17 protein-coding genes are annotated in these 22,225 nt (G+C 45.2%); 6 read left to right on the top strand and 11 right to left on the bottom strand.

Annotated features, from left to right (window positions below; translation table 11 throughout):
• Window positions 1-4 precede the first annotated feature (4 nt).
• Window positions 5-3,463 (bottom strand): Ig-like domain-containing protein, encoded by a 3,459-nt coding sequence (locus MUG84_RS23910; RefSeq protein ID WP_244729934.1) that lies wholly within the window; start codon window positions 3,461-3,463, stop codon window positions 5-7.
• A 405-nt stretch (window positions 3,464-3,868) separates the two neighbouring features.
• Here MUG84_RS23910 and MUG84_RS23905 point away from each other — a divergent pair, with 405 nt between their 5' ends.
• Genes MUG84_RS23905 through galU form a run of 3 tightly spaced genes read left to right on the top strand, consistent with a single transcriptional unit; the run spans window position 3,869 to window position 6,049 of the window.
• A complete protein-coding gene (locus MUG84_RS23905; RefSeq protein ID WP_244730155.1) occupies window positions 3,869-4,759 on the top strand; it encodes a glycosyltransferase family 2 protein in 891 nt (296 codons plus the stop codon).
• A complete protein-coding gene (locus MUG84_RS23900) occupies window positions 4,756-5,157 on the top strand; it encodes a GtrA family protein (protein WP_244729932.1) in 402 nt (133 codons plus the stop codon). Before MUG84_RS23905 ends, MUG84_RS23900 begins: the two co-directional genes overlap by 4 nt.
• Window positions 5,158-5,161: 4 nt before the next feature.
• Window positions 5,162-6,049, top strand: a complete 888-nt coding sequence (gene galU / locus MUG84_RS23895) for a UTP--glucose-1-phosphate uridylyltransferase GalU (RefSeq protein WP_244729929.1) — start codon at window positions 5,162-5,164, stop codon at window positions 6,047-6,049.
• Between the two features lie 206 nt (window positions 6,050-6,255).
• On the opposite strand, the gene MUG84_RS23890 is transcribed toward galU, so the two are convergent.
• From MUG84_RS23890 to MUG84_RS23875, 4 genes are all read right to left on the bottom strand, one after another.
• Window positions 6,256-6,810 (bottom strand): GNAT family N-acetyltransferase, encoded by a 555-nt coding sequence (locus MUG84_RS23890; RefSeq protein WP_244729927.1) that lies wholly within the window; start codon window positions 6,808-6,810, stop codon window positions 6,256-6,258.
• Between the two features lie 193 nt (window positions 6,811-7,003).
• A complete protein-coding gene (gene helD, locus MUG84_RS23885) occupies window positions 7,004-9,430 on the bottom strand; it encodes an RNA polymerase recycling motor HelD (protein WP_244729916.1) in 2,427 nt (808 codons plus the stop codon).
• 253 nt (window positions 9,431-9,683) lie between these two features.
• Window positions 9,684-10,709, bottom strand: a complete 1,026-nt coding sequence (locus MUG84_RS23880; RefSeq protein ID WP_244729914.1) for a Gfo/Idh/MocA family protein — start codon at window positions 10,707-10,709, stop codon at window positions 9,684-9,686.
• A 17-nt stretch (window positions 10,710-10,726) separates the two neighbouring features.
• Window positions 10,727-11,623, bottom strand: coding sequence for a sugar phosphate isomerase/epimerase family protein (locus MUG84_RS23875; RefSeq protein WP_244729907.1), 897 nt, complete (start codon window positions 11,621-11,623; stop codon window positions 10,727-10,729).
• 123 nt (window positions 11,624-11,746) lie between these two features.
• Here MUG84_RS23875 and MUG84_RS23870 point away from each other — a divergent pair, with 123 nt between their 5' ends.
• A complete protein-coding gene (locus MUG84_RS23870) occupies window positions 11,747-12,646 on the top strand; it encodes an AraC family transcriptional regulator (RefSeq protein ID WP_244729905.1) in 900 nt (299 codons plus the stop codon).
• A gap of 222 nt (window positions 12,647-12,868) precedes the next feature.
• Window positions 12,869-14,419: a COG4705 family protein gene (locus tag MUG84_RS23865; protein WP_244729903.1), complete on the top strand. Its 1,551-nt coding sequence runs from the start codon at window positions 12,869-12,871 to the stop codon at window positions 14,417-14,419.
• A gap of 259 nt (window positions 14,420-14,678) precedes the next feature.
• Here the strand turns inward: MUG84_RS23865 and MUG84_RS23860 are convergent, their stop codons facing one another.
• From MUG84_RS23860 to MUG84_RS23850, 3 genes are all read right to left on the bottom strand, one after another.
• Window positions 14,679-15,590, bottom strand: a complete 912-nt coding sequence (locus MUG84_RS23860; protein ID WP_244730154.1) for a hypothetical protein — start codon at window positions 15,588-15,590, stop codon at window positions 14,679-14,681.
• A gap of 376 nt (window positions 15,591-15,966) precedes the next feature.
• On the bottom strand, window positions 15,967-16,626 hold the full coding sequence (locus tag MUG84_RS23855; RefSeq protein ID WP_244729901.1) for a response regulator: 660 nt from the start codon (window positions 16,624-16,626) through the stop codon (window positions 15,967-15,969).
• Window positions 16,627-16,672: 46 nt separating this feature from the next.
• Entirely contained in the window at window positions 16,673-18,082 is a 1,410-nt protein-coding gene (locus MUG84_RS23850; RefSeq protein WP_244729899.1) for a sensor histidine kinase, read from the bottom strand.
• 461 nt (window positions 18,083-18,543) lie between these two features.
• Here MUG84_RS23850 and MUG84_RS27555 point away from each other — a divergent pair, with 461 nt between their 5' ends.
• Window positions 18,544-18,684 (top strand): IS3 family transposase, encoded by a 141-nt coding sequence (locus MUG84_RS27555; protein ID WP_342346146.1) that lies wholly within the window; start codon window positions 18,544-18,546, stop codon window positions 18,682-18,684.
• Window positions 18,685-18,769: 85 nt separating this feature from the next.
• Here the strand turns inward: MUG84_RS27555 and MUG84_RS23840 are convergent, their stop codons facing one another.
• The 3 genes from MUG84_RS23840 to MUG84_RS23830 all read right to left on the bottom strand — a co-directional run bounded on the left by MUG84_RS23840 (window position 18,770) and on the right by MUG84_RS23830 (window position 22,223).
• On the bottom strand, window positions 18,770-19,750 hold the full coding sequence (locus MUG84_RS23840; protein WP_244729896.1) for an aldo/keto reductase: 981 nt from the start codon (window positions 19,748-19,750) through the stop codon (window positions 18,770-18,772).
• 99 nt (window positions 19,751-19,849) lie between these two features.
• Window positions 19,850-21,484 carry a S8 family serine peptidase gene (locus MUG84_RS23835; RefSeq protein WP_244729894.1) on the bottom strand — a complete coding sequence of 545 codons (1,635 nt, stop codon included), beginning with the start codon at window positions 21,482-21,484 and terminating at the stop codon, window positions 19,850-19,852.
• Window positions 21,485-21,557: 73 nt separating this feature from the next.
• Window positions 21,558-22,223 (bottom strand): methyltransferase family protein, encoded by a 666-nt coding sequence (locus MUG84_RS23830; RefSeq protein ID WP_244729891.1) that lies wholly within the window; start codon window positions 22,221-22,223, stop codon window positions 21,558-21,560.
• Window positions 22,224-22,225: the final 2 nt, after the last annotated feature.

The raw sequence follows: 22,225 nt of genomic DNA, 5'->3' as shown, positions 1-22,225 counted from the left end.
CTCATTATTTAATTGCTACATCCGCTAATGGCTGCATTTTGGTCGCGTTCATGTTTTTGCCGTCCCACACCATAACCTTGACTTTATGGTTATTAATCTGCTGCGGCAGCTTTATGCCAGGGATCAGTGTATCCGTTTCTCCTGCGGCGATGTTTCTCGATACATAGGATATGGATACCATTTTGCCATTGCCGTCATATAGTGCTGCTATCACAAGCACCTGCTCAGGATGCTGCAGCCCGTTCTTAATCTTCACTTCTGCTGCAAGTAGCTTGCCACCCTCCAATGCATCCATGTTAAAGGAGGTGTGGATCGTTAAACCTTCCTGTTGCTCTTCATCCGTTACGGTAACGCGGACTCTTTCGCTAAAGCCTCCGTCCTTTGTTGTGGCTGTCACGAGTGCCGAACCCGATGTTTTCCCTTCCAGAACACCGTTAGTGACGGTGACAACCTGCGGGTTATCTGATTGCCACGTTACTTCTTTATTCGTAGCCTCTGCTGGTTGAACGTAGGCTTGCACTTGGTACGATTCGCCTTTCTTCAAAGTTACCTCTTGATCAGATAAACGAATTCCCGTTACCTTCACTTCTTGGTCCGAAGCGCCAGATAAGGTGGCCGCGATAAACGTGACATTTCCATTTGCGCTTTGCGAAATATTTTTAACGGTTAATGTTTGCCCTTCCGACTTGGCTTTGAACTTGAGCGTATACACCTTATAAGAGGAATCGCCTGCTCTTTCGTTTACATCCGAATAAAGAACTGCACTGTTATCACTCAGATAGGCCTCCAGCTTCGCTTTAGAATTCCATACGCTTGTATAAATCTTCAACGTTTTCTCCGTTGTCCCCGCAGGCACAACTAACTGCCAACCATTGCCGATCCCTGAATAAAACAGTCCCGTCGTGTTATTAACCGCCTTTTCTCCGGGAACTCCATCGGTCCACGAAGTCACCACCCGACTGTCACCGAAGGCGCTTGCCGAAGAGGAACCTTTTACACTGTACTTAATCTGTTCGTTACCATTCGATTTCCGGTTAAAGCGAATCTCATTATTGATTCCAATGCCTCCGGCATGGATCCAGTCCAACTTTCCCTCCTCCGTTAAATTAACGGATAGCTGGCCGCTCGGACTTTGTTGACTGCCATCCAGTAATCCACCCTCTACCGGTAATGGCAAGTCTGTCCGAATGCCGAGAAAATTGGAATATTCACTTTCCTTCCCGGCTTTCCTTGCAGTTACGATAAAATAATAGTCCTGCATCGGCTCTAAACCATCCACTGTAATGGTTGTTGCCGTTTTGGCATCTATTTCGTGAGGATATTCTCCTGGTCTCGTGCCGTATTTCACTGTATAGCCGTCCGCTTGGTCTACAGACGTCCACTCTAGATTAGCTGTGTTGGCACTAGCTTCTGCTTTCGTTAATTTCGGTGCTTGAATAGATTGTGCCGCTTTCTTCAGTTTAACTGTCACGCTTGTTGTTCCTGAAGGAAGAGTGATCAAGCCTGCGTCATTGTCTACTGTGCCGGCATTAGCTGATTCAATATTGTTCTTGAAGAACGGCAGGTTAAACCATACCTCTCCGGATGGGGAATCGCCCGTCAGCGTCAAGGTGACTTCCTTGCCGGTTGACTCGATCTTATACCCCATTCTCCGCTTGTCGCTGATCGGATAATTGCTGATTTCAATCGGTGCAGCCGAATGAACCAGCCATTCTTCGGGCACGCCGCGTCCGATAATGACGTTGCCGTCAATTTTTTCTGCAATCAGAGAATCGAACAACACTTTTGTCGCGGTCGATTGGCCCCACATATGTGGACTCGAACCTCCACCACCTGGCGTATGCGGAATGTCCCAAATTTGATTCGGGTCCGGATAAGAAATGCCCTCCCACCAGGAGTAAGGCGCACTCATCGTCTGGTCGATCATAAACTGATACGCTTTGATCCCTTCCGAACGGTATTTTTCGCCTCGCAATCCTGCGCTGCCGTAACCCGCATTATACGAGGAACTAAATATGCCGTGCGGATAACCGCCGAAGTTATGCGGAGGAAGCAGCCCTTTTAACCTGCTGAAACCATAGTCATACGTCTTATCGATCCAATCCAGCATAATGCCTTCTTGTTTGCCGCCGAATAAATAACCGTCCCATGCCCAACGGCCGAACAGAAACATCGATGCCCAGTTGCCGTCTCGCGGTTCGCGGGCCCGGTTGGCATCATTGGGTTCCACCATAGAAATCGGAATGTAGTCGAGGTCGTATTTGACGATCGTTTCCGATAACTTTTTGTTCACCGTATCGAGAAAATCATCATATAAATCTTCTGCCCATTTTTCTTCAGCCTTTTCCCCTAGCTGCTCGCAAATGTACTTATACGAGAGCAATCCCATCAATCCGGCCCAGTTGTCGATGGTCCAATAACCGCGGCTGTCGATCGCCATCGTTTCTTTCATAATGCCGTCCGGGCCTGTTCGGTCGCTTTCGATAAAGTGTGTATTTTTTTTGATCTCGGAAAAATTTTTCTTCACAAATTCTTTATCACCTGTACGAACGAGGTACAGCGCCCATGGCCAGCTATATTTCCATTTTGCGTCATCGTATTGAAGCTGGGCGGGTAGAGTGGAAAGGAACTGTTGTGCATCTGTAAAATCCCCAATCGTAAACAGGGTGGACAAAATCCCGATCGTATCGTGGTCCCACATTTCGTCATAGCCATTTTCGCCGACGTGAAGTTCATATCCGTCCTTGATGATATGCGTGTAAATAAAGCCTGCTTTGTATGCGTCAATGAGTCTTGGATCCGGCAGCGATTCTATTTGAGCGATAGCGGATACCCTTTTCTCCCAATAATCTTTCATATGGGCGTAGTGATCGTCCCAGCTGCCGGCGTTTTTAATATCTTCATTCGAAGGCCAATCGTATTTGTGTCCAAACCGATCTACGGCAATCGCGTAGTCGTAATGCACTGTTTCTTTTGGTTTAACTTGTTTATTCGGTGAATTTAACGTTATCAGTTGAGGCGAAGGAGTAGGGGAAAGCTCTTTATTTTCTGAGGTAGGATTCGTGATAGATACTCTGGAATAAGCAATAACATAGTCTTTACCGTTCAGTGTAACTTTGTCGCCAAAATTCATAATTTTCACGGACAAGTCGTTTTTCTCGAATTCGCTGACCAGATTAGGGAGGTAACTCTCATCGTTATACCACTTGACGGGCTCCCCGTCGTGAATGCCAAACGTAACGGTTATATTTTTCCCGTCCCTGATTTTGAAACTACCGTCAATATAAGCGATGGGAGCGTCCTTGTCGCCATCCCACCCGAATACGCCGTTCATATCAGGGTATTGCTGATACCCCGGAGCAGCTTGTGCTTTCAGCGGCGCGCCGACGGGTGTAAGATAACCGATCAGCAGCAGAAGCACAATCATCGCGCTAACTTTTGAATTGACTGCATGAGCCACCATTCATTGCCTCCTTCACTTTGAATAAGACAAATAAACTAATATTAAGCGCTTTCATATTTATCTCAATTAATCATCTGTTTCCCCCTTTCCTATGGTTCGCCGACCTTTCTCGGCTTAGTTCCATCATAAGGAAGGGCGATTCCAGTTAAAACAGAAGATCTTTACATGATTCCGAGGATTTTTACTTTTACACCCTCAAAACCTATTTTTTGCAAATAATTGGATTGAAACTACCATCAAAATCAAAATGGTAATCATTGTCGATGCGAATATATCTTTGTGCACAATGGGCTATTCAACGAAAGGAACTTTGTTTTCGAAACTCGAGGGGAGATATTCCGCTGTAACCGCTCCAAACATAACATTAAGGACATTGTGACAATCAAGCCTGACTTTAACGCCGATCTGATAGATGATCCCGCCCTTGTTAATCAGCAGAGGCTTTCCAACGATGGAAGCAAGGACAGGAGCGCCGATATCGTTCGGGATCTCAGCATATGGGATCCCTCCGTCAAGCTGATCGACTTCTCCCGCAACTTCGGGCATCAAATCGCCATTACGGCTGGCATGGATTACGCGGCGGGCGATGCGGTCATCGTGATCGATGCAGACCTACAGGACCCGCCCGAGTTGATTTTGCAAATGATCGAAAAATGGAGAAATGGTTACGAGGTGGTTTATGCCAAGCGGATCAAACGCAACGGCGAGACGCGGTTCAAAAAATGGACGGCAAGCCTGTTTTACCGGCTGCTCCGGGCGTCCACCGAAATTCCGATTCCCGTCGATACGGGCGACTTTCGCTTGATGGATCGGAAAGTCACAGAAGAAATGAAACGACTTCCCGAAAACAACCGTTTTGTCCGCGGTTTGGTCAGCTGGGTTGGATATCGCCAAACCGCGATCGAATACGAACGTCAGGAGCGTTTTGCGGGGGAAACGAAATATCCGCTCAAACGGATGATCAAGCTTTCGCTGGACGGAATCACTTCATTTTCTTACAAACCGTTAAAGCTGTCCGGTTATTTGGGATCCCTTCTGTCCGGCGTCGGTTTCCTGTATCTGCTCTACGTTTTGTATCTTGCGATTTTTACGGAAGGAACGACCAAAGGTTGGCCTTCGCTCATCGGAATTATGTTTATTTTTAACGGTTTCGTCTTGATCATGCTCGGGATATTGGGCGAATATGTCGGCCGCATCTATGACGAAACGAAAGGGCGGCCGCTCTACATCGTACGCGAATGCTGCAATATTGAAATGCGGCGAATGGACGCCAAGCAAACGAGTGAGCGGTTATGAGCAAACGGCTCGCCCACTTATTCAAGTTTTGCGCCGTCGGCGGTATGAATACGGTTGTCGATTTCGCCGTGTTTGCCCTGCTTATCGCAGGCGGAACGCCCGTCATGCCGGCACAATGGTTATCATACGGATGCGGAGTTCTCAACAGTTATGTTTGGAACCGGAACTGGACGTTCCGCCATGCGAAGAAACGCGGCTATAGCGAAATCACCCGCTTCCTGGCCATAAATGTAGCCGCGCTGATCGTCACTTCACTGCTATTACAGCTTTTGGCAGAGCGATTTGCCTGGCCGATCACCATATGCAAACTGATTGCCACGTCCGCCGGATTTTTGATCAACTTCATGGGAAGCCGATATTGGGTTTTCGGTTTGCCCGAAAGATCGGAGAGTGAATGAAACAATGAAAATAAAAAAAGCCGTCATCCCTGCTGCCGGGTTAGGCACTAGATTTTTGCCCGCTACGAAGGCACAACCGAAAGAAATGCTGCCGATTGTCGACAAGCCGGCCATTCAATACATCGTGGAGGAGGCTGTCCGCTCCGGGATCGAAAGTATCATCATCGTCACCGGGCGCAACAAAAAATCGATCGAGGACCATTTTGACCGCTCGTTGGAGCTTGAGCGAACGTTAACCGAAAAAGGAGAACATCAGCTGCTTCTGGAAGTAAGGGCTATCAGCGATATGGCAGGCATCCATTTCATCCGGCAGAAGGAGCCGCTTGGGCTGGGACATGCGGTGTTATGCGCCCGCCAATTTATCGGCGATGAACCTTTTGCCGTGCTGCTGGGTGACGATATCATGGTTTCCGACCCTCCTGCATTAAAGCAGCTCATATCCGTTTACGAACGGACAGGTAAGCAAGTCGTCGGCGTAAAGCCCGTGCCCTTGCCTGAGGTATCCGAATACGGCATCATTGCCTCAACCAATTTAAAGGCTGGCCTTTACGATGTGGCCGGACTTGTGGAAAAAACCGTGCAGAAGGATGCGCCTTCGAATTTGGCGATTATGGGCAGGTATATTTTGCAGCCATCGATCTTCCCTGTTTTGGAAAAGCTCGAGAAAGGCGCCGGAGGCGAACTGCAATTAACCGACGCCTTGCATCTCATATGCGCCAAGGAAGGGCTTCTGGCGTTGGAGCTTGCCGGTAAACGGTACGATATCGGGGACAAACTGGGCTACATGAAGGCCATTCTGGAGATCGGTCTGGGGCGTGAAGAACTGTCCGGCGTACTCATACCATACTTGAAACAATTAATTTCGCAATCGGAAATGTGCAAGATGATATAGATGGCGCATCTGGAACCAAAAGAGCCAGGGCAAGGTTATTAAACCTTCCCTGGCTCTGTCCTTAAACATCCATTATCTCTACTGGTTAGGATCTGCATCTGATGTGTTCTCCGTCTCGGGACTGATTTTTGGATTAACCACACCAAGCCAAAAAAGCCGCCAATTCGGCGACTTTTTATGCGTATATGCTTTAGATGAATTTTTATTTAGTAATTCTCTGAATTATTTTCATCCTTTAAAAGACCATAATGCACAAGGTCTTCGTATTCACCCCATTTTTTAACATGCTGTCTTAATAATCCTTCATATTTCATGCCTATTTTCTCCATAACTTTTCCCGATGCAGGATTTTTTCCTAGATGGCGGGCATATATACGGTTTAAATTCATTTCTTCAAATGCATATTTTACTATTCCTTTTGCTGCTTCAGTACAATATCCATTATTCTTATACTTTCTGCCAATCCAATATCCAAGTTCCCCATGATCAAACTTCTTATTAAATCCTATACTTATCGCGCCGATTAAATATTTTTCTTCTTTATGTACAACAGCTAATGAAAGTGATCGATCTTCATTAAAATGATCAATATGTGTTTCTATCCATGCTTTTGCCATCCCATCCTCATATGGATGTGGGATATTTAATGTCATTTCAGCAACATATTTATCACCTGCTAATTCTTGAACTACTTGTGCATCATCTAAACTGAAAGGTCGTAATATGAGTCTTTCTAATTGAATTGTCGGCATTTTTTTCATATGTAATCTCCCCTTTGTTATTTTCATCTAAAAATTCACAATACATTTAAACAATTCAAGATAACCACCAAGCTATCCTGCCTGTCGTTTAATCAAAAAGAATACTATCCCGAATAAAAGAAACAGCGGCAGCCTTGGATTGTAAATTAAAGTCCTAGACTGCCACTGTTTTATTGAGCTATCTTGTAATGCTTTATTCTACCTCATACAAGTTCGTACTTGTTTCTTGAATAAAAGGCGTACATTCCCCTATCGTGTAAAGCAAAAGTCGATGCATTGCTCGCGTACATGCTGTATAAAAGAGCTTGCGTTCGCTTTCCCGATTGTATACTTGAGAAGAAGCATCGTAGATCAGTACAGCATCAAACTCGACTCCTTTAGCGAGATAGGCAGGAATAACCACGACTCCCTTCTCAAAGGTGAGCGTTTCCTTCGTAATGAGCCTCAGAGCCTCGCCACTCTGTGACGTCAACGCTTCATAGGCTTCGCGGCTTTCATCTGAGGTCTTCGTAATAACAGCGATAGAGTCGAAGCCTTCAGCCTTAAGCACTGCCAGGTCTTCACTAATGCGTTTTGCCCGTTCTTCACTGCTGTCAGTCTTCTTCAAAAGAGGCTTTCCTCCACTCCTTTCGAAGGGTACGATTTCCTCTCCCCAAGGCAACAGCGACTTCGTAAACGTCACAATCTCTTGGGTCGAACGATAACTGCGAACGAGGTTAATCAGGCTCGTTTCGTCCTTACCGTATAGCCGGACCAACGGCGAATCCTCCTCATGCAGATTCGTTGCTTGAGCGAATATCGCTTGACCGAAATCGCCTAGAACCGTCATGCGGGCACGGGGGAACAACCTTTTGAGAAACGAGTATTGGAACGGTGAATAATCCTGGCCTTCATCGACGAAAATATGCCTAACCTCCGTGTTCATCCGCGTGCCTTCAATGAGTTCTTTTAAATAAAGAAACGGGGTCGCATCCTCATAAAAGAGTTCAAGCTGGATCAGTTTCTCCTTCGTTTGCATGCAGATTTCTGCCCATTGTCCGGGTATTTCGGTCTCGTTCGTCATCATACGATAATCGGTTTCATCACTGAACAACTGATCATACAGCCCGATCACATCTACGAACATTAACCTTTTTACGTCCCGCCTTAGTGGTTTGAAGCGTTCCTTCACAATCATCTGGCGAAGAAGAGCTTCTTCCTGACCGGTAAAATCAAAGACATTCTCTTCCCCCTGCTCTTGCTCGCGAAAATCGCCATAGTCTTCGACATACTGATTGGTAAAATCGAAGACCGCTTCTTCTCGCTGGTACTTCTTCAGAAGTAGGTTGTAGACTTCGGCATATTGCTCGTTGTCGAGGTAATCGAGTTCATCTTGAACCCAGAGCTCCTCCTGCTCTTTACGTTCCAACGAAGCCAGCTCTCGCAAAAGCCACTCCTTCAGCAGAACAACGCGATTCGCCAGACGGATGGAATTGTCGTAGCTGTAAAATTGCAATTTCATCTGCTCCGCGGTAATCAACTCGCGGTCCTGGAAATGGATACCTCGGAATAGCATGCCTTCTTTACCTAGCCACTGTGCATAGCTTTGGAGAGATCGCAGGAAAGCTTCTGATCCTTTATATTTGATTCCGTTCAGCCGGGCTTCATAGCCTTGCGTTGGTTTTGTTGTCAGTACATATTCGATCTGATCGAAAGGATCCTCAAGACGCAGCGTTGACCCGAGCCAATATGCGAGATATTCCTGAAAGGTCGTCTGCTGCATGTTCTCTTCACCAAGTTCAGGGAGGACCGTGGATACATAGCTGTTAAACATCGGATTAGGCGAGAAAAGAATAATCTGATCTGCCTTGAGCCTATCACGGTGTTTATATAATAAGTACGCAACCCGTTGTAACGCCGCGGACGTCTTTCCGCTACCGGCCGCTCCCTGCACAATGAGCATAGGGCTCTTATCGTTACGGATGATGGCGTTTTGCTCCTTTTGGATGGTCGCCACGATGCTTTTCATTTGTGCATCCGCGCCCTTGCCAAGCACCTGCTGAAGCAGTTCGTCGCCGATCGTTAAGCTTGTGTCGAACACATTCCGGAGCTGACCGTCGCGAATCTGGTATTGCCGCTTCAGAAGCATCGTCCCCATGATTTGTCCGCCCGGTGTTTCGTATTCAGCTGCACCCGGGGAATAGTCGTAATACATGCTTGCAATTGGCGTTCTCCAGTCGTACACCAGAAAATTCATACCGTCTTCATCAACGAAGGATGACACGCCGATGTAAATTTGCTCACTGAAGCTCAGACCATCTTCTTGAAAATCGATGCGCCCGAAGTAGGGAGACGGGAGCAGCCGCTTCATGTTTTTCCATCGCAGCATCCGTTGTCGATGACTGCGCTCTCGTTCGGATAACACTGCTTCTTGCTGCTTTATGCTGTAAAAGGTCTCCTCAAAATCATCGAACGTGCTCGTGTTGACCGTAACTTCCTCCCAAAATCGCTTGCGAATGTCCACTACCTGACCACGCAGCCCTGACACCTCTGGCTCCAACTCAGCGATTCTCGATTGTAGACTTTCCGTAACCAAATCCAGCCGCTCCTGTTCTTGATTCCAATCGTTCGCGTCTATCATCGTTCGGAACACTCTCCTTTTAGTTATTGAGTAAGGGAAACCAAAATAACATTTGACAAACGGTAAACCCATGTGATAAGATAATAATGTAGGTAAGATAGGATAATTACGTTTTAAAATATATTGACAATAGTTCTTTAATTTTATCACAGTCCTTCTTTGCATGCAATTGCAATTATATACATATATAAGTAAGAACCGGCAGTTAATGCCGGTTCTTCTTTTTGTTCCTGCAGCTGATTTTCTATTCAAATTAGAAAAATACTTTCTTCCCGCTTCGTGCACTATCAATCGCACCCATCACCATTTCCATGCTATGGATGTTATCACGGCAATCCGTTTCCGCAGGCCGCCCTTGAGCTAGAGCCAGGAACATCTCATCTATGCAGCCTGGATGCCCAAGCTGTCCCGTCCACGTTAATGGGGTTTCGATTCGGACAATCTCACGCTGAAATTCACCCGCATTCTCCTTGGGACCAACAATCTCCGCATAAGGTGCTCCCACGCCATCCCAAATCGCCGTCCCTTTCTCTCCCGTAATCCGCCAGTCCGACTCCCATGAGGTGGACGCACCTTCGGCGCACCAGGAGCCCCGATAGCAGAAGACGGATCCATCCGACATTTCGTAGATGCAAATTGCGGCAGCATTCCCATGATACCAAGATCCTGGGGGATTAAACTCATGGCAGTATACCGATACCGGATCAGCTCTCAGAATAAACCTGGCCTGATCGAAGGTGTGAATCGCCATATCAAGAATTAACGGGCTGTCCATCATATCCCTGAACCCGCCGAAATGGGGCCCCAGAAAGAAATCAGCGTTAACCATACCCGGCTTACCGATGATTCCGGATTGGATCATCTCCATTAACGCGCGAATATTGGCATCATAGCGCCGATTCTGCATAACAGATAACGTTTTGCCCGTTACTTCGGACACTTGGATGATCTCCTTAGCTTGCTCCAAATTGGCTGCCATTGGCTTCTCGCCAAATACATTACAGCCATTCCTCATCGCAGTGGTGCTAATATCAAAATGACTATCCGGAATCGTAACATCAATTACTAGACTGGCATTCGTGTCCATAATAGCCGGTTCTAGTTCCGTGTATATCTCACATTGCAGGGAATACTCATTCTTAATTTTTCGTGCGTTCTCTGGATACACGTCGACCAGAGCAACAATGTCAGTATCCTCCCGTTTCAACACCGTTTGAATCCATATATGCGACATTGCTCCACAGCCGGCGACGATAATCCGATGCTTTTGTTCCGTCATGCTATGAACTCCTCCTTCTATACCGGATTCGGCACAAATGAACCGCCGCGGCATTGTTTCAAAAATGTAAGGGCATGCACCTGTCCCGTCATTTCAAGCTCATCGCGATACACTGGATCATGCCAGCCTTCGATATCTATTGTTCCCTGATAACCTGCCTGACGCAGAATCGAAATGACGTCAGTCCAATTGGTATCTCCGAATCCAGGTGTACGGTGCCACACAAATTCCTTAGGGCCGTGAATCCCATGCTCTTTGATAATATCCCAGGCGATCGTCGCATCCTTTCCATGTACATGAAATACTTTGCTCACCCATTTGCGAAGCTGCGGAATTGGGTCAATCAGACTGACCATCTGATGGCAAGGCTCCCACTCCAGCCCGATATTGTCAGCCGGGATGGTGTTGAACATCATCTCCCACGCCCTTGGGTTATGCGCAATATTCCAGTCTCCCTTCCACCAATTGCCGCCCATATCGCAGTTCTCAAAAGCGATGCGTACACCGCGATCTGCAGCGCGTTTGCTTAATTCTCCGAACACTTCCTTGAAACGCGGCAAAGATTCATCTATAGGCTGATCCGTCAACCGCCCCGTAAAACCGCTTACAATATCAGCTCCAAATAAATGAGCATGATTAATGGCGCGTTCCCAACTGGCCAGTGTGTCCGCATTGTTGCCTTCTCCCGTTAACGGGTTACCGAATACGCTCAGCGCTGATATCACGACCCCATGCTCATCGACGATTTCCCGAACCTGTTTAGCCAGTTCCTTAAGTTCAATTCCCCCTGTCGTTTGCCAAAAAGTCAGAGTAATAGATTCAAAACCGTGAGGTAAAATTTGTGGAAGGATACGCACTGCATCCTGTCCTGCGACCAAGGTTCCTATTCGTAAAAAGTGATCGCTACCTTTCATTGTAAATCACTCCTAAATTGAGTATATTATGTAGCACAAGCCTATTTTATCGCTGTTATATTAGAAAATCTCTATACAATCTTGGGCTTTTTGGGTTGTATCTTGTGATAAGGAGTTGGCATAATGACCTATCCCCCGGAACTTAGAGAGAGGACTTATTTTAACGATCCCACTTATCCAATGAACATTTTTCATAACCATGTGAATACGCCATATCACGGGGCACCAGCGCTGCATATGCACTGGCACGAACACTTAGAAATTATATTTATGACCCAAGGACAAGCCGTTTTTCATATCGATAGCATGCCTTACGAAGCAGAGCCAGGGGATATCATTATGATTCCGCCCGGCGCACTGCATGTTGGATACAGCGCCTGTGCAGAATCACTAGACTATATCGCGATCGTGTTCAACGCCTCGTTATTTAAACATATAGCCTCTGATCCTATTCATTCGCTATATATTGCACCCTATTTAGACGGAACCTTGCGTTTTCCGTTCAAAATAAGCCATGATGATTCAGCTAATGGCCATTTCCGTTCTATCTTAAGACAAATTATTAACGAATTTACTTCTAGGCATCAAGGATATGAGCTTATCGTCAGAAGCCAGATGTACATTTTGCTTACACTCCTGTCAAGGAAATTTATGCCCAAACAACAGACGGAGAAAACTTCCCGAGGCCATGCGCGTAATGCCGAGCGTTTCAAAAAGCTGCTGCTCTACATCGATGATCATTACACTGAAACCATTACCGTATCCCAGGCCGCTTCCATCGTCAATCTAAATCCATATCATTTCTGCAAAATTTTCAAAAAAACGACCGGATCGACGCTTATCGAATATATAAATCTCAACCGTATTCACGCAGCCGAACGACTTCTAAAAGAGAGCGATCACAGCATTACTGAAATTGCCGAACAGATCGGACTGGGCAATCCAAATTACTTCACCAAGCTGTTCAAACAGTACAATGGCGTCTCTCCTTCGCAATGGAGAAAAGAATTCAGCTCCAACTAAAAACACCTCGAGTTTAGCGCAGCGATATTGAAAAATATCACTCTGCTATGGCTCGAGGTTTTTTATGTAATTTTTATCCTTCTCATGTGTTTTTAATCTTACTATATTATTTTTAATTTATTCCCGCTATAACGTGTTTTGAAGAAATGGATATCTTTTATAGATTGAGGGAAAAACAAAAATAAAGTTGTGGGAAACTACTGCAAAGAGAGGAAGTTAAGTATGGAAGTGAACGAAAATAAATTGAAAATAATACTTAGCAAAGTACCTGAAGTTACGATTTTCTTCTGGATCATTAAGATTTTATGCACCACTGTCGGTGAAACATTTGCCGACTTCATCAATTTCAATCTCGGATTAGGTTTAACGGCCACGACAGTAATCATGGGAATAGCGTTTTTCATTGTATTGTTTTTTCAATTCAGAGCAACTAAATATGTGCCAAGTATTTATTGGCTAACGGTTGTGCTTATTAGCGTATTTGGTACGCTCGTAACGGATAATTTGACAGACAATATCGGAGTACCTCTTGAGACGAGTACAATATTTTTCTCCGTGCTGTTAGGATTAACTTTTCTTTTTTGGTATCTCAGTGAAAGAACACTCTCGATCCACTCGATTTATACAAGAAAAAGAGAAGTTTTCTATTGGCTGACCATTCTTTTCACATTTGCACTTGGAACAGCAGTCGGCGATTTATTTTCCGAACAACTCGGTCTTGGTTATCTTCGCACAGGAATAACAGTCATTATTATCATAGCTTGTGTATACTTGGCGTATAAATTCCTGAACCTTGATGGGGTATTAGCATTTTGGATTGCGTATATTCTTACTCGTCCACTTGGAGCATCATTAGGAGATTTTCTATCTCAACCAAATGCTAATGGCGGGTTAGGATTGGGGACAACAGTTACGAGTGTAATTTTCCTTATCGCTATATTAGCGATCATCGTTTTCCTCGCTATTACAAAAATTGATACAAATCCAAAAAGTGAACCAGTAGAAACAAACCAATCAAATAGAAGCAAGAAAAATGTTTTGACACAAACCATTGTGGTACTGTGTATTTTCTTAGCTGTTGTGATAGGCGGTTATGTTGGGTTAAGCAATAATATTGCATCGCAAGCCGGTTCTACTCAAGCTGCTACATTATCTGGACAATTAACAGATTTCATTAATATTGAAAATGATATGCTAAACGCTGTAAACTCAAAAGACTTTGCTACAGCTAAAAAAGGCGCTGACAATTTAGAACATCAGTGGGATACAGCTGAGCCTAAGCTTCGGAAAATTGATAGCACAACATGGGTCCAAATTGATGGAACGATTGACGTTGTATTATCAGCAGTTCGTTCAGGAAGCCCTGATGCTAACCAATGCAAAACTGCACTTAACGACTCGCTTAGCACCTTAAATGGAGCAAATAAATCAGCATCGCAAAGTGATTCATCTCAAACTACTACATCCGGTGGGAATGCTTCACAAAATAAACTGGCTGGACAATTAACAGATTTCGTTAACATTGAAAATGACATGCTAAACAATGTAAATTCAAATGACTTTGCTTCAGCCAAAAAAGGCGCTGACAATTTGGAACATCAATGGGACACATCTGAGCCTAAGCTTCGGAAAATGGATAGCAAAACATGGGTCCAAATTGACGGAACAATTGACGTGGTATTATCAGCCGTTCGTTCGGGAAGCCCTGATGCCAGCAAGTGCAAAACTGCACTTAATGATTCGCTTAGTGTCTTAAACGGAGCAAATAAATAAGAGGTAAAACGGTCGACTGAAAAGTCGACCGTTTCTTTTGATTATGTCAAATTTCTGACTAGTCCCCGCTTGTCTATCTACATTACCCCTCGAATTCGTTAGGAACTTCCGAAGTTAATCCAAAATGATGAGTTTAAACTAATCTGCCCGTTAGTACAGAAAAGGTAGCCAATGGCTGCCCTCGTTTATATTGAGCTATCGGTACCGTTAGCACATTGAGTGTGCCACTTGTACAAGCCCGTCAGGTCATAGCTGATTCTCAGGATTCGCCGCGCAGGGCTCGCCGGCGGTCATGTAGCACCAGCAAGATGATCATCCCCATCATCACGCCCAAGACAATGCCGACCTCTGTGGTCAAGACTCGTGCAAGCGGGAACTCCGGGGAGTACTGCGAATCGGGGCGAATAGCGGAAAAGAGGTTATAGGAGAACAGCATTCCCGACGAGATCCAGGCCGCCGCCATGGGGGGTAGGAACCTCCGAGACCCGCGGCGGGAGGTCAGCACCAGCAGGCCCCACGCCCCCACGAATGCCCAAACGCCGGTACTCAACGTCAGCAGGTGCCACCACACATCGCGGTCATTCAGCATGTCCGGGACGATGCCGAAGGTGCCGCCCGCCGCCCAGAACACCTTGATGATGCCAAGCAGGATGCAGCCGGCCGCGACGATTCTAGCCAGAGTGTTCTGCAGCTGCCGGGTATGTCCAGGCAGCTCCTCGTAGTCGGTCGGACCGCCAAGCGCCTCCGGCCACCGCGCCTTGGCGTACCCTGCGAGGGCGAGCGGCAGACAGATGCCGATCCCGACCAGTGAGACCATGACGAAGATCTGCTCGTATGCCCAGAATTCGGCGGCACCTGCCTCCTTGTCCAGGGTCATGGCGGCCGGGCCGAGCACCGGCGCCAGCAACAGCATTGGAACGAGCAGACCGGTGCCCACCCACACGGGCAGGGACACCAGCCACGCGGGCAGCCGCTCACCCCACGGCCTGCAGAACGCCATCGCCAGCAGGATGCCGACCGCAGCGAGAACCGCGGTTGACGCGTTGATCATGCGCCAGCTGGTGTCGCCCATTTGCTCGGTCGGAATGAAGAGACCAAAAGACCAAGCAATTTTGATGAGTAGATACGGCGTAACCGCTATGGCGGCGCCATAACCGCAGACTATACGCATCTTCATCAATCGTGAGGCCGACCTCTCAGCTTCCGTTCGGTTATCTTTATTGCGTTTTAATAGTTGAAACTGGTTTAATCTTTGCATTTATCTTCCTCGTTTCCTCAAGAAATGGTTCACCATGTCGTCTTCTTGATGTTACAACAGAACAATTGGTTTGCAACGCGACTGCTGGTCTGTTCAAACCTACATCCAGAGAACTGTTTATGTGCAGGAACGAATATGACAAATGCGAAGTTAGAGATATTAGAGGGTGCAGAATGCATGTTATACCGTATATATGAAAGGGGGCTATTAGTTTGTAACAGAACTTTGGACAAAACCATAGGGAGCAATTGAGGATTATGAAGACAGGAAAAGGACGGTCGTTTTTTAATTAATCCGGCCGCATAAGCCCCTTTTCCCAAGCAAAAACGGCCGCTTTGGTACGGTCCAGCATATGCAGCTTGCTTAGTATATTGCTAACGTGGCCTTTAACTGTCTTTTCGCTGATGATTAATTGCGCGGCAATCTCGGCATTCGAAAGTCCGCCAGCAATAAGACGCAGCACTTCGAGTTCGCGTTCGCTCAACTCGGCGAACGGGTTGAAATCCGCCCGTTTCGTGACTCGAATCTCCTGGACAACGCGCGCAGCTACACGCGGATGAATCATTGATTCACCATGTACGGCCCTGCGCACCGTCTCAACCAATTGGCCGGGGTCGATATCTTTGAGCACATAGGAAAGCGCTCCGGCACGCATAGCCGGAAAGATGTGCTGATCCTCATGAAACGAAGTCAGCACGATCACTTGCGATCGCGGACTGACTTGTTTCACGCGCTTCGTTGTCTCTACACCATCGATACCGGGCATCAACAAATCCATAAGCACAACATCGGGCACAAGCTCCGCAGCCAATCGCACAGCAGTCTCTCCCGAATCGGCTTCGCCGATCACCAGACAATCCGGTTGAATTTTGAATAACGCACACAAGCCATGTCTTACAATCGCATGATCATCGACAATCAAAATCGTGATCGGCTCCATCTTTACCATCCTGTCCACTCCTTTACAAAGACTACTAACTTTTGTTCATTTCAACCTATTTCTCTCTTGACTCTTTCTGGAAACAGCGGGCCGTTACTGTCGTGCCTTTTCCCTTCTCACTCCAGATATCGAGCTGTCCGCCCAACGTGAGTACACGCTCGCGCATAGAGGAGAGTCCGACGCCATGACCTGCGTCCTTAACATCAAAACCGCTACCATTATCGCTAATCGTTAGCGTCACAGGATCGCCGCATTCCAGACGAAGTTTGACTGTATCTGCCCGGCTGTGCCGGGCAGCATTTGACAATGCCTCCTGCGCAATTCGAAAGAAGGCTTCTTCAATGACGGGAGACACCAACTGGTCTCCTCTTGCTTCTAAATTTACGAAAATTCCGGTCTGCCCCTGCCAGGCACGCACATAATCTTCTAGTGCACGAGACAGATGCTTCCCTTCCAAAGCTATAGGGCGTAATTCCAGTATAAGCGCGTTCAGCTCTCTCTGCATTTGACTAATCAAATGCTCTACCTCTGTCAAATTCGACCTTGCTGCCTCCTCATCCTGTCCGATCAAGGACTTTCCGGTATTGACCCAGATAGAGACCGCAAACATCTGCTGCTTGATGCTATCGTGAAGTTCCCGGGCCAGGCGATTACGCTCTTCCATTGTCGCCAAATCGTGCCGTGTCCAGAGTAATTGCTTTAGTTGCTTTGCCATTTGGTTAAGCCTATGAACCAACTGCCCCAATTCATCGCCGGACGGATCGTTTATGGATACGGTGAAATCCCCGTGGCTCCATCGATTCGTGGAGGTCAATATTCTTTGAATCCGGCGCACCAGACTTCGCGAAGTAACAATTCCAAAAGTGAGGCCGACAATCGCCGCCCCAATAATGAAACCTATAAGACTGATACCAAAAAAAGAAAACACATTGGGCATAAAATTCCTTAAATTTTGTGAAGAGAGACGTACCTGCTCCGCTTTAACCACTAACGCCCCCCTAACCGCAGTTTTATTGGCAATCGAAGCCACAATGTACACAGCGCTCTTTTCCTTATATACATATGTCGTAATCGGTTTCACCATAGAGGGTTCCATTGACAATGCGGTCTGTACATGCTGTTTCACTTCGGCAGGCATTTCCAGCTCTGTGTTATCTTCAAAAAACGGTTCTCTTGTAATTACAATCGGTCGACCGCCTAGATCGAAGGCCGCAGAATACCCCTGAAATTCAGTTCCCATCTCCGAAGGCCAGTCTTTTAATGTTTGATTGAGGTTATCTTTGTTGACGAAAGGTCCACTAAAATGAATGGCGGCATTTTGTGCGACCGAACCTACCTGAAAGGCAAGTATTCGATCGGTGTTATAATTGACGAAAAGGTAGTAACCCAGGACAACTATCATTTCAAGCAGAAGCATGACAACAATCGTTGTGAGAATATAATATAGGGTTAATTTCCATTGCAACCGATGGAACCGCCTAGAATACTTGTAAAGTACCCCCATGTCCCCATTCCTTCCGCTAGAGTATCGGTTCAGCAGAACTCGAACTATCCTATCTGTTTAATTTATCAGCCAGGGGGACAAATCCCTCCACGAACATTGACACGAACTATGAGATCTCCTATTAAATAAGCCTTGAGTTCTTGCATATTCATTTGGTGACAAGGGCATCCAATCGCACTTTCATGTAGTGAAACCACATAGCATTTGCAAGCTTCGTTCCGCATTTGTGATGGGAACTGACAGCAGCATAATTATTACCATTCTACACCAATTGCGAGCCGCTCGTCTTCCAAATCGAAAAAACTCGTTCCGGACATCAAATTAAATATTCATACATTTTTTACCGTATTCACAACGCTGGACTTGGCCTTGAAAGCTGCAACTGGAGTATCACCGATGTTACATAGTGACCGAGGTTTTCAATATACTACCTCCACAAATACCAGACCTTTGATGCTTTAAAGAAGGATATAGATGATTATTTCCATTTTTATAACTACGAGCGATTGCAGAAGAAATTAAACAGCCTTAGCCCGATGGAAACTCGAGCTAAGGCAGCTTAATCATTTTATTTTATTCCAATGTCTACTTGACTTCTAATTAAGAGCGCCCTTCAAAATGGATAGGATGTTCTTGTCGTTTCTTATATCAAACCGCACCAATAACTGGATGAGGAACATACGGCTCTTCCAGCGACGTCATTTCTTCAGGTGTTAACGTAATCGAAAGAGCAGCTACTGCATCATCGAGATGAGACATTTTCGTAGCACCAATAATGGGAGCTGTTACTTGTTCTTTCTGCAATAACCAAGCAAGTGCGATTTGTACACGGGGAACGCCACGATTTTCTGCTATTGCTGCAACCCGCTCCACAACCAGTCGATCACTATTTGCAGTCGCATCGTATTTAGATTTCTGAACATGATCGGTTTCGGAACGATGCGTTTTTTCCGCCCAATCACGAGTCAATCTTCCCGATGCGAGCGGGCTATATGGAATCACTCCGATTTTTTCTTCCTTACAAAGAGGCAGCATCTCCCGCTCTTCTTCACGGTACAAGAGGTTTAAATGATTTTGCATGGATACAAACCGAGTCCATCCATTTTTTTCAGCTACATGTAATGCCTTTAGGAACTGCCATGCGTACATGGCAGAAGCACCAATGTATCTTGCCTTCCCAGCCTTCACCACATCATGCAAGGCTTCCATCGTTTCTTCAATGGGAGTATTGTAATCAAAGCGATGGATTTGATAAAGGTCTACATAATCGGTTCCCAATCGCTTAAGACTCTTATCAATTTCACTCATGATTGCCTTTCGGGAAAGACCAGCACCATTTGGACCTTGATGCATACGAAAATGAACCTTTGTAGCGAGGACAATTTCATCACGATTGGCATAATCTTTTAAAGCACGCCCAACAATTTCCTCGCTTGTTCCGTCTGAATACACATTCGCTGTATCAAAAAAATTGATACCGAGTTCCAGAGCTTTTTTAATTATAGGACGACTGTGCTCTTCATCGAGTACCCAAGGGTGTATCCACCGTTCTGCCACACCAAAGCCCATGCAACCAAGACAAAGTCGAGATACATCCAAACCTGTATTTCCAAGTTTCACATATTCCATTTGATGATTCCTCACTTTCAAAAGATATTGTTTTCTTTATATATAGTTTACTCTTTGGAGTTAACTCCAAGTCAAGCGTTTGGAGTACTCAGTCCGCGTTTAGTTATCAGACATCAAGTTGAAAAAGGACTTCCATTTTGTTGCAATGTCCAATAAAGCATGAATACTCCTGCTTGAATATGGATCTTCTCCTTCCTGCCATTCAGGTTCTCGTGGGATCTCAATGCCCGTGATCATCTCCAAAGCAAAATGTCTTTTTCCAAAAGTGCCAATTCTCTTATTTCGTGCATCTTCATTTAATCCATCCATCAAAGGCTTAATGAACTGTTTGCTTTTTATTGTTGCGGCTAACTTACAAGCATTATAACGAATATCAGTATTCTCATCGTTTATCAAAGTGCAAAGAGTCGGTATCAATTCCTTCCAAAGGTTTGGACATAAGCTAAGTGCATACAGTCCCCCCATTTTAACATTTGGAGATTCATCGGTAAGACAGTGTAATAGTTCTAAGGAGCTTATGAATGATGGTTGAGTCGAAAGTACAGTTATTGCAGCTGCTCTTACTTTATGTGAATGGTGATATAACAAGTGTTGCACACTGCTTATTGCTTCATGAGGTACTTTTTCAGGTAAAAAAGATAAAAGAACATCAATACCATCGTGGTTATCGGAGCTGATTTTTTCTATTTTCTCTGACAAAGAGCGTTCTTTCCAATGTTTCCACCGTGAATACATAGAGCTTCGAATGTCAGTGTCAGCAATCTGATGAAAATCTAACGAGAAGGCATTAGGGGATACGAGCCCCGCCTTTAGTGCTACCCATTTGCTATGACATTCAGAACTAGAAACTAGTGCTTTCTTGACTTTATCAGCTGTCAAACCGGGTTGTATTTGCCATAAGCATGCCGCCAATCCTAACACGATCGGAGCAGCATATGAGGTCCCCCATTGTCTGGCATAATTAGGAGGAAGATTGTCGTGCGTCACAGTATAATGATTTAATCGTTCTTCTTCTGACTCAAATGGAAATGGCAAAACGACATTCATTGCTGGAGCCAAAATATCAGGATTCCATTTTCCATCAAATGTCAATCCCTTACTACCTGGAAACGAAGTAGCATATTCCTTCTTACCACTTTCAGGTATAGCAACACCGCCCACAGATAAAACGGAGGGTGAAATGACAGAACTACTAGTAAGCTCACTATTGTTTCCAGATGCCACTACAACCAATATACCTTTATGAACTAACTCTTCACATAAAATACGAAGGGGATCAGCTTGCCAAGGAAGAAGACCTGTATCCCTTTGACCAACAACGGTTAAAACAATCCCTCTTATCCCATATTCTTCAGCATTTTGTTTGACCCAAAGTAAGGCATTCCCTACATTTTTTTCGACATCCTCTGCCGTTTGAAGAGGCCCTGTTTCAATGAAGTACATATCCGCTTCAGGAGCAGCCCCGGAATACATGCCACTCGATAACAAGCCAGAACCTCCAGCAGCAGAAGCTGTCCATAATCCGTGGAGACCATGATTTAATTGGGTTTCATTGGTCATTTTCATTGGCACAGGATTATTTGTATGAGTTTTTACTAAGAAAGTACTTCTATTATGATTCGATAAAATGTCTGGGTGAGAATAAAAGCCTCCATCAATAATGGCAATTTTAACCTCTTTTCCAGTTATGTTCTTCGGAATATCAAGAAAATCTCTGATTGATGTCCAATTCATTTTATTCCACTCCTATTCATCTATGTTCACAAACATAAAAAAGTCCCCGGTACGAACACCAAGAACTCTTTTCTTACCAAATAAGAGGAATTAAATGATAACGTGTTTTCTTACAATATTCCTCATATCCTTTTAACTCTTTTAACAATATCCTTTCTTCATTTAGCAGCCTAAGAACGATAAATATGATTATTAAAAACGAGGGAATCAATGCCCAAATTGAACCTAATGCAAGGGGAGTGAAAAGTATAATAAAAATAGCCCCTGTATACATTGGATGCCGAACCACCGCGTACGGACCAGTAGAAATAACTTTTTGGTTCTCACTCACTTCGATGATGGCAGACGTGTATGTATTCTCTTTAAAAACTAAGAAGACAATCCAGAAACCAAGCAAGATGGCGACATCTGCTATCAATACAATAAATAAAGGAATATTTGACCAACCAAATCGTTCGTCCAAACCAGGAAGAACTAACAATCCAACAAAAAAAGTGACACCAGATATGGATTGGAAAATCTTTTGTTCCTTTTCTTTTTCTTTAGCATTGCTTCTTCTCTCTATGAGTTCAGGGTCCCTTTTCAAAAAATATCCAGTGATAAAGAACGTTGAACCAAAGAAGATTACTAAATAAATCCACGCCTCCCAAAAGTGAAGTGAACCTGCAGGCAAAAAGAGAAAAGTAAAGAAAACGATTAATAACAGGAGCGTACTAAAATAGACTTTTGTCTTTAACAAAA

Origin of the sequence: Paenibacillus mangrovi, assembly GCF_022898935.1 — a bacterium.
Lineage (GTDB): Bacteria > Bacillota > Bacilli > Paenibacillales > Paenibacillaceae > Paenibacillus_AQ > Paenibacillus_AQ mangrovi.
Note: the sequence above shows the minus strand (reverse complement) of the source record. Positions and strands in the feature narration are given on the sequence as shown.

Excerpts from the sequence above, each read along its gene's own strand:
- MUG84_RS23910 (WP_244729934.1), bottom strand. The coding sequence starts at position 3,463 with ATGGTGGCTCATGCAGTCAATTCAAAAGTTAGCGCGATGATTGTGCTT.
- MUG84_RS23900 (WP_244729932.1), top strand. The coding sequence starts at position 4,756 with ATGAGCAAACGGCTCGCCCACTTATTCAAGTTTTGCGCCGTCGGCGGT.
- galU (WP_244729929.1), top strand. The coding sequence starts at position 5,162 with ATGAAAATAAAAAAAGCCGTCATCCCTGCTGCCGGGTTAGGCACTAGA.
- MUG84_RS23890 (WP_244729927.1), bottom strand. The coding sequence starts at position 6,810 with ATGAAAAAAATGCCGACAATTCAATTAGAAAGACTCATATTACGACCT.
- helD (WP_244729916.1), bottom strand. The coding sequence starts at position 9,430 with ATGATAGACGCGAACGATTGGAATCAAGAACAGGAGCGGCTGGATTTG.
- MUG84_RS23880 (WP_244729914.1), bottom strand. The coding sequence starts at position 10,709 with ATGACGGAACAAAAGCATCGGATTATCGTCGCCGGCTGTGGAGCAATG.
- MUG84_RS23875 (WP_244729907.1), bottom strand. The coding sequence starts at position 11,623 with ATGAAAGGTAGCGATCACTTTTTACGAATAGGAACCTTGGTCGCAGGA.
- MUG84_RS23870 (WP_244729905.1), top strand. The coding sequence starts at position 11,747 with ATGACCTATCCCCCGGAACTTAGAGAGAGGACTTATTTTAACGATCCC.
- MUG84_RS23865 (WP_244729903.1), top strand. The coding sequence starts at position 12,869 with ATGGAAGTGAACGAAAATAAATTGAAAATAATACTTAGCAAAGTACCT.
- MUG84_RS23860 (WP_244730154.1), bottom strand. The coding sequence starts at position 15,590 with ATGCGTATAGTCTGCGGTTATGGCGCCGCCATAGCGGTTACGCCGTAT.
- MUG84_RS23855 (WP_244729901.1), bottom strand. The coding sequence starts at position 16,626 with ATGGTAAAGATGGAGCCGATCACGATTTTGATTGTCGATGATCATGCG.
- MUG84_RS23840 (WP_244729896.1), bottom strand. The coding sequence starts at position 19,750 with ATGGAATATGTGAAACTTGGAAATACAGGTTTGGATGTATCTCGACTT.
- MUG84_RS23835 (WP_244729894.1), bottom strand. The coding sequence starts at position 21,484 with ATGAATTGGACATCAATCAGAGATTTTCTTGATATTCCGAAGAACATA.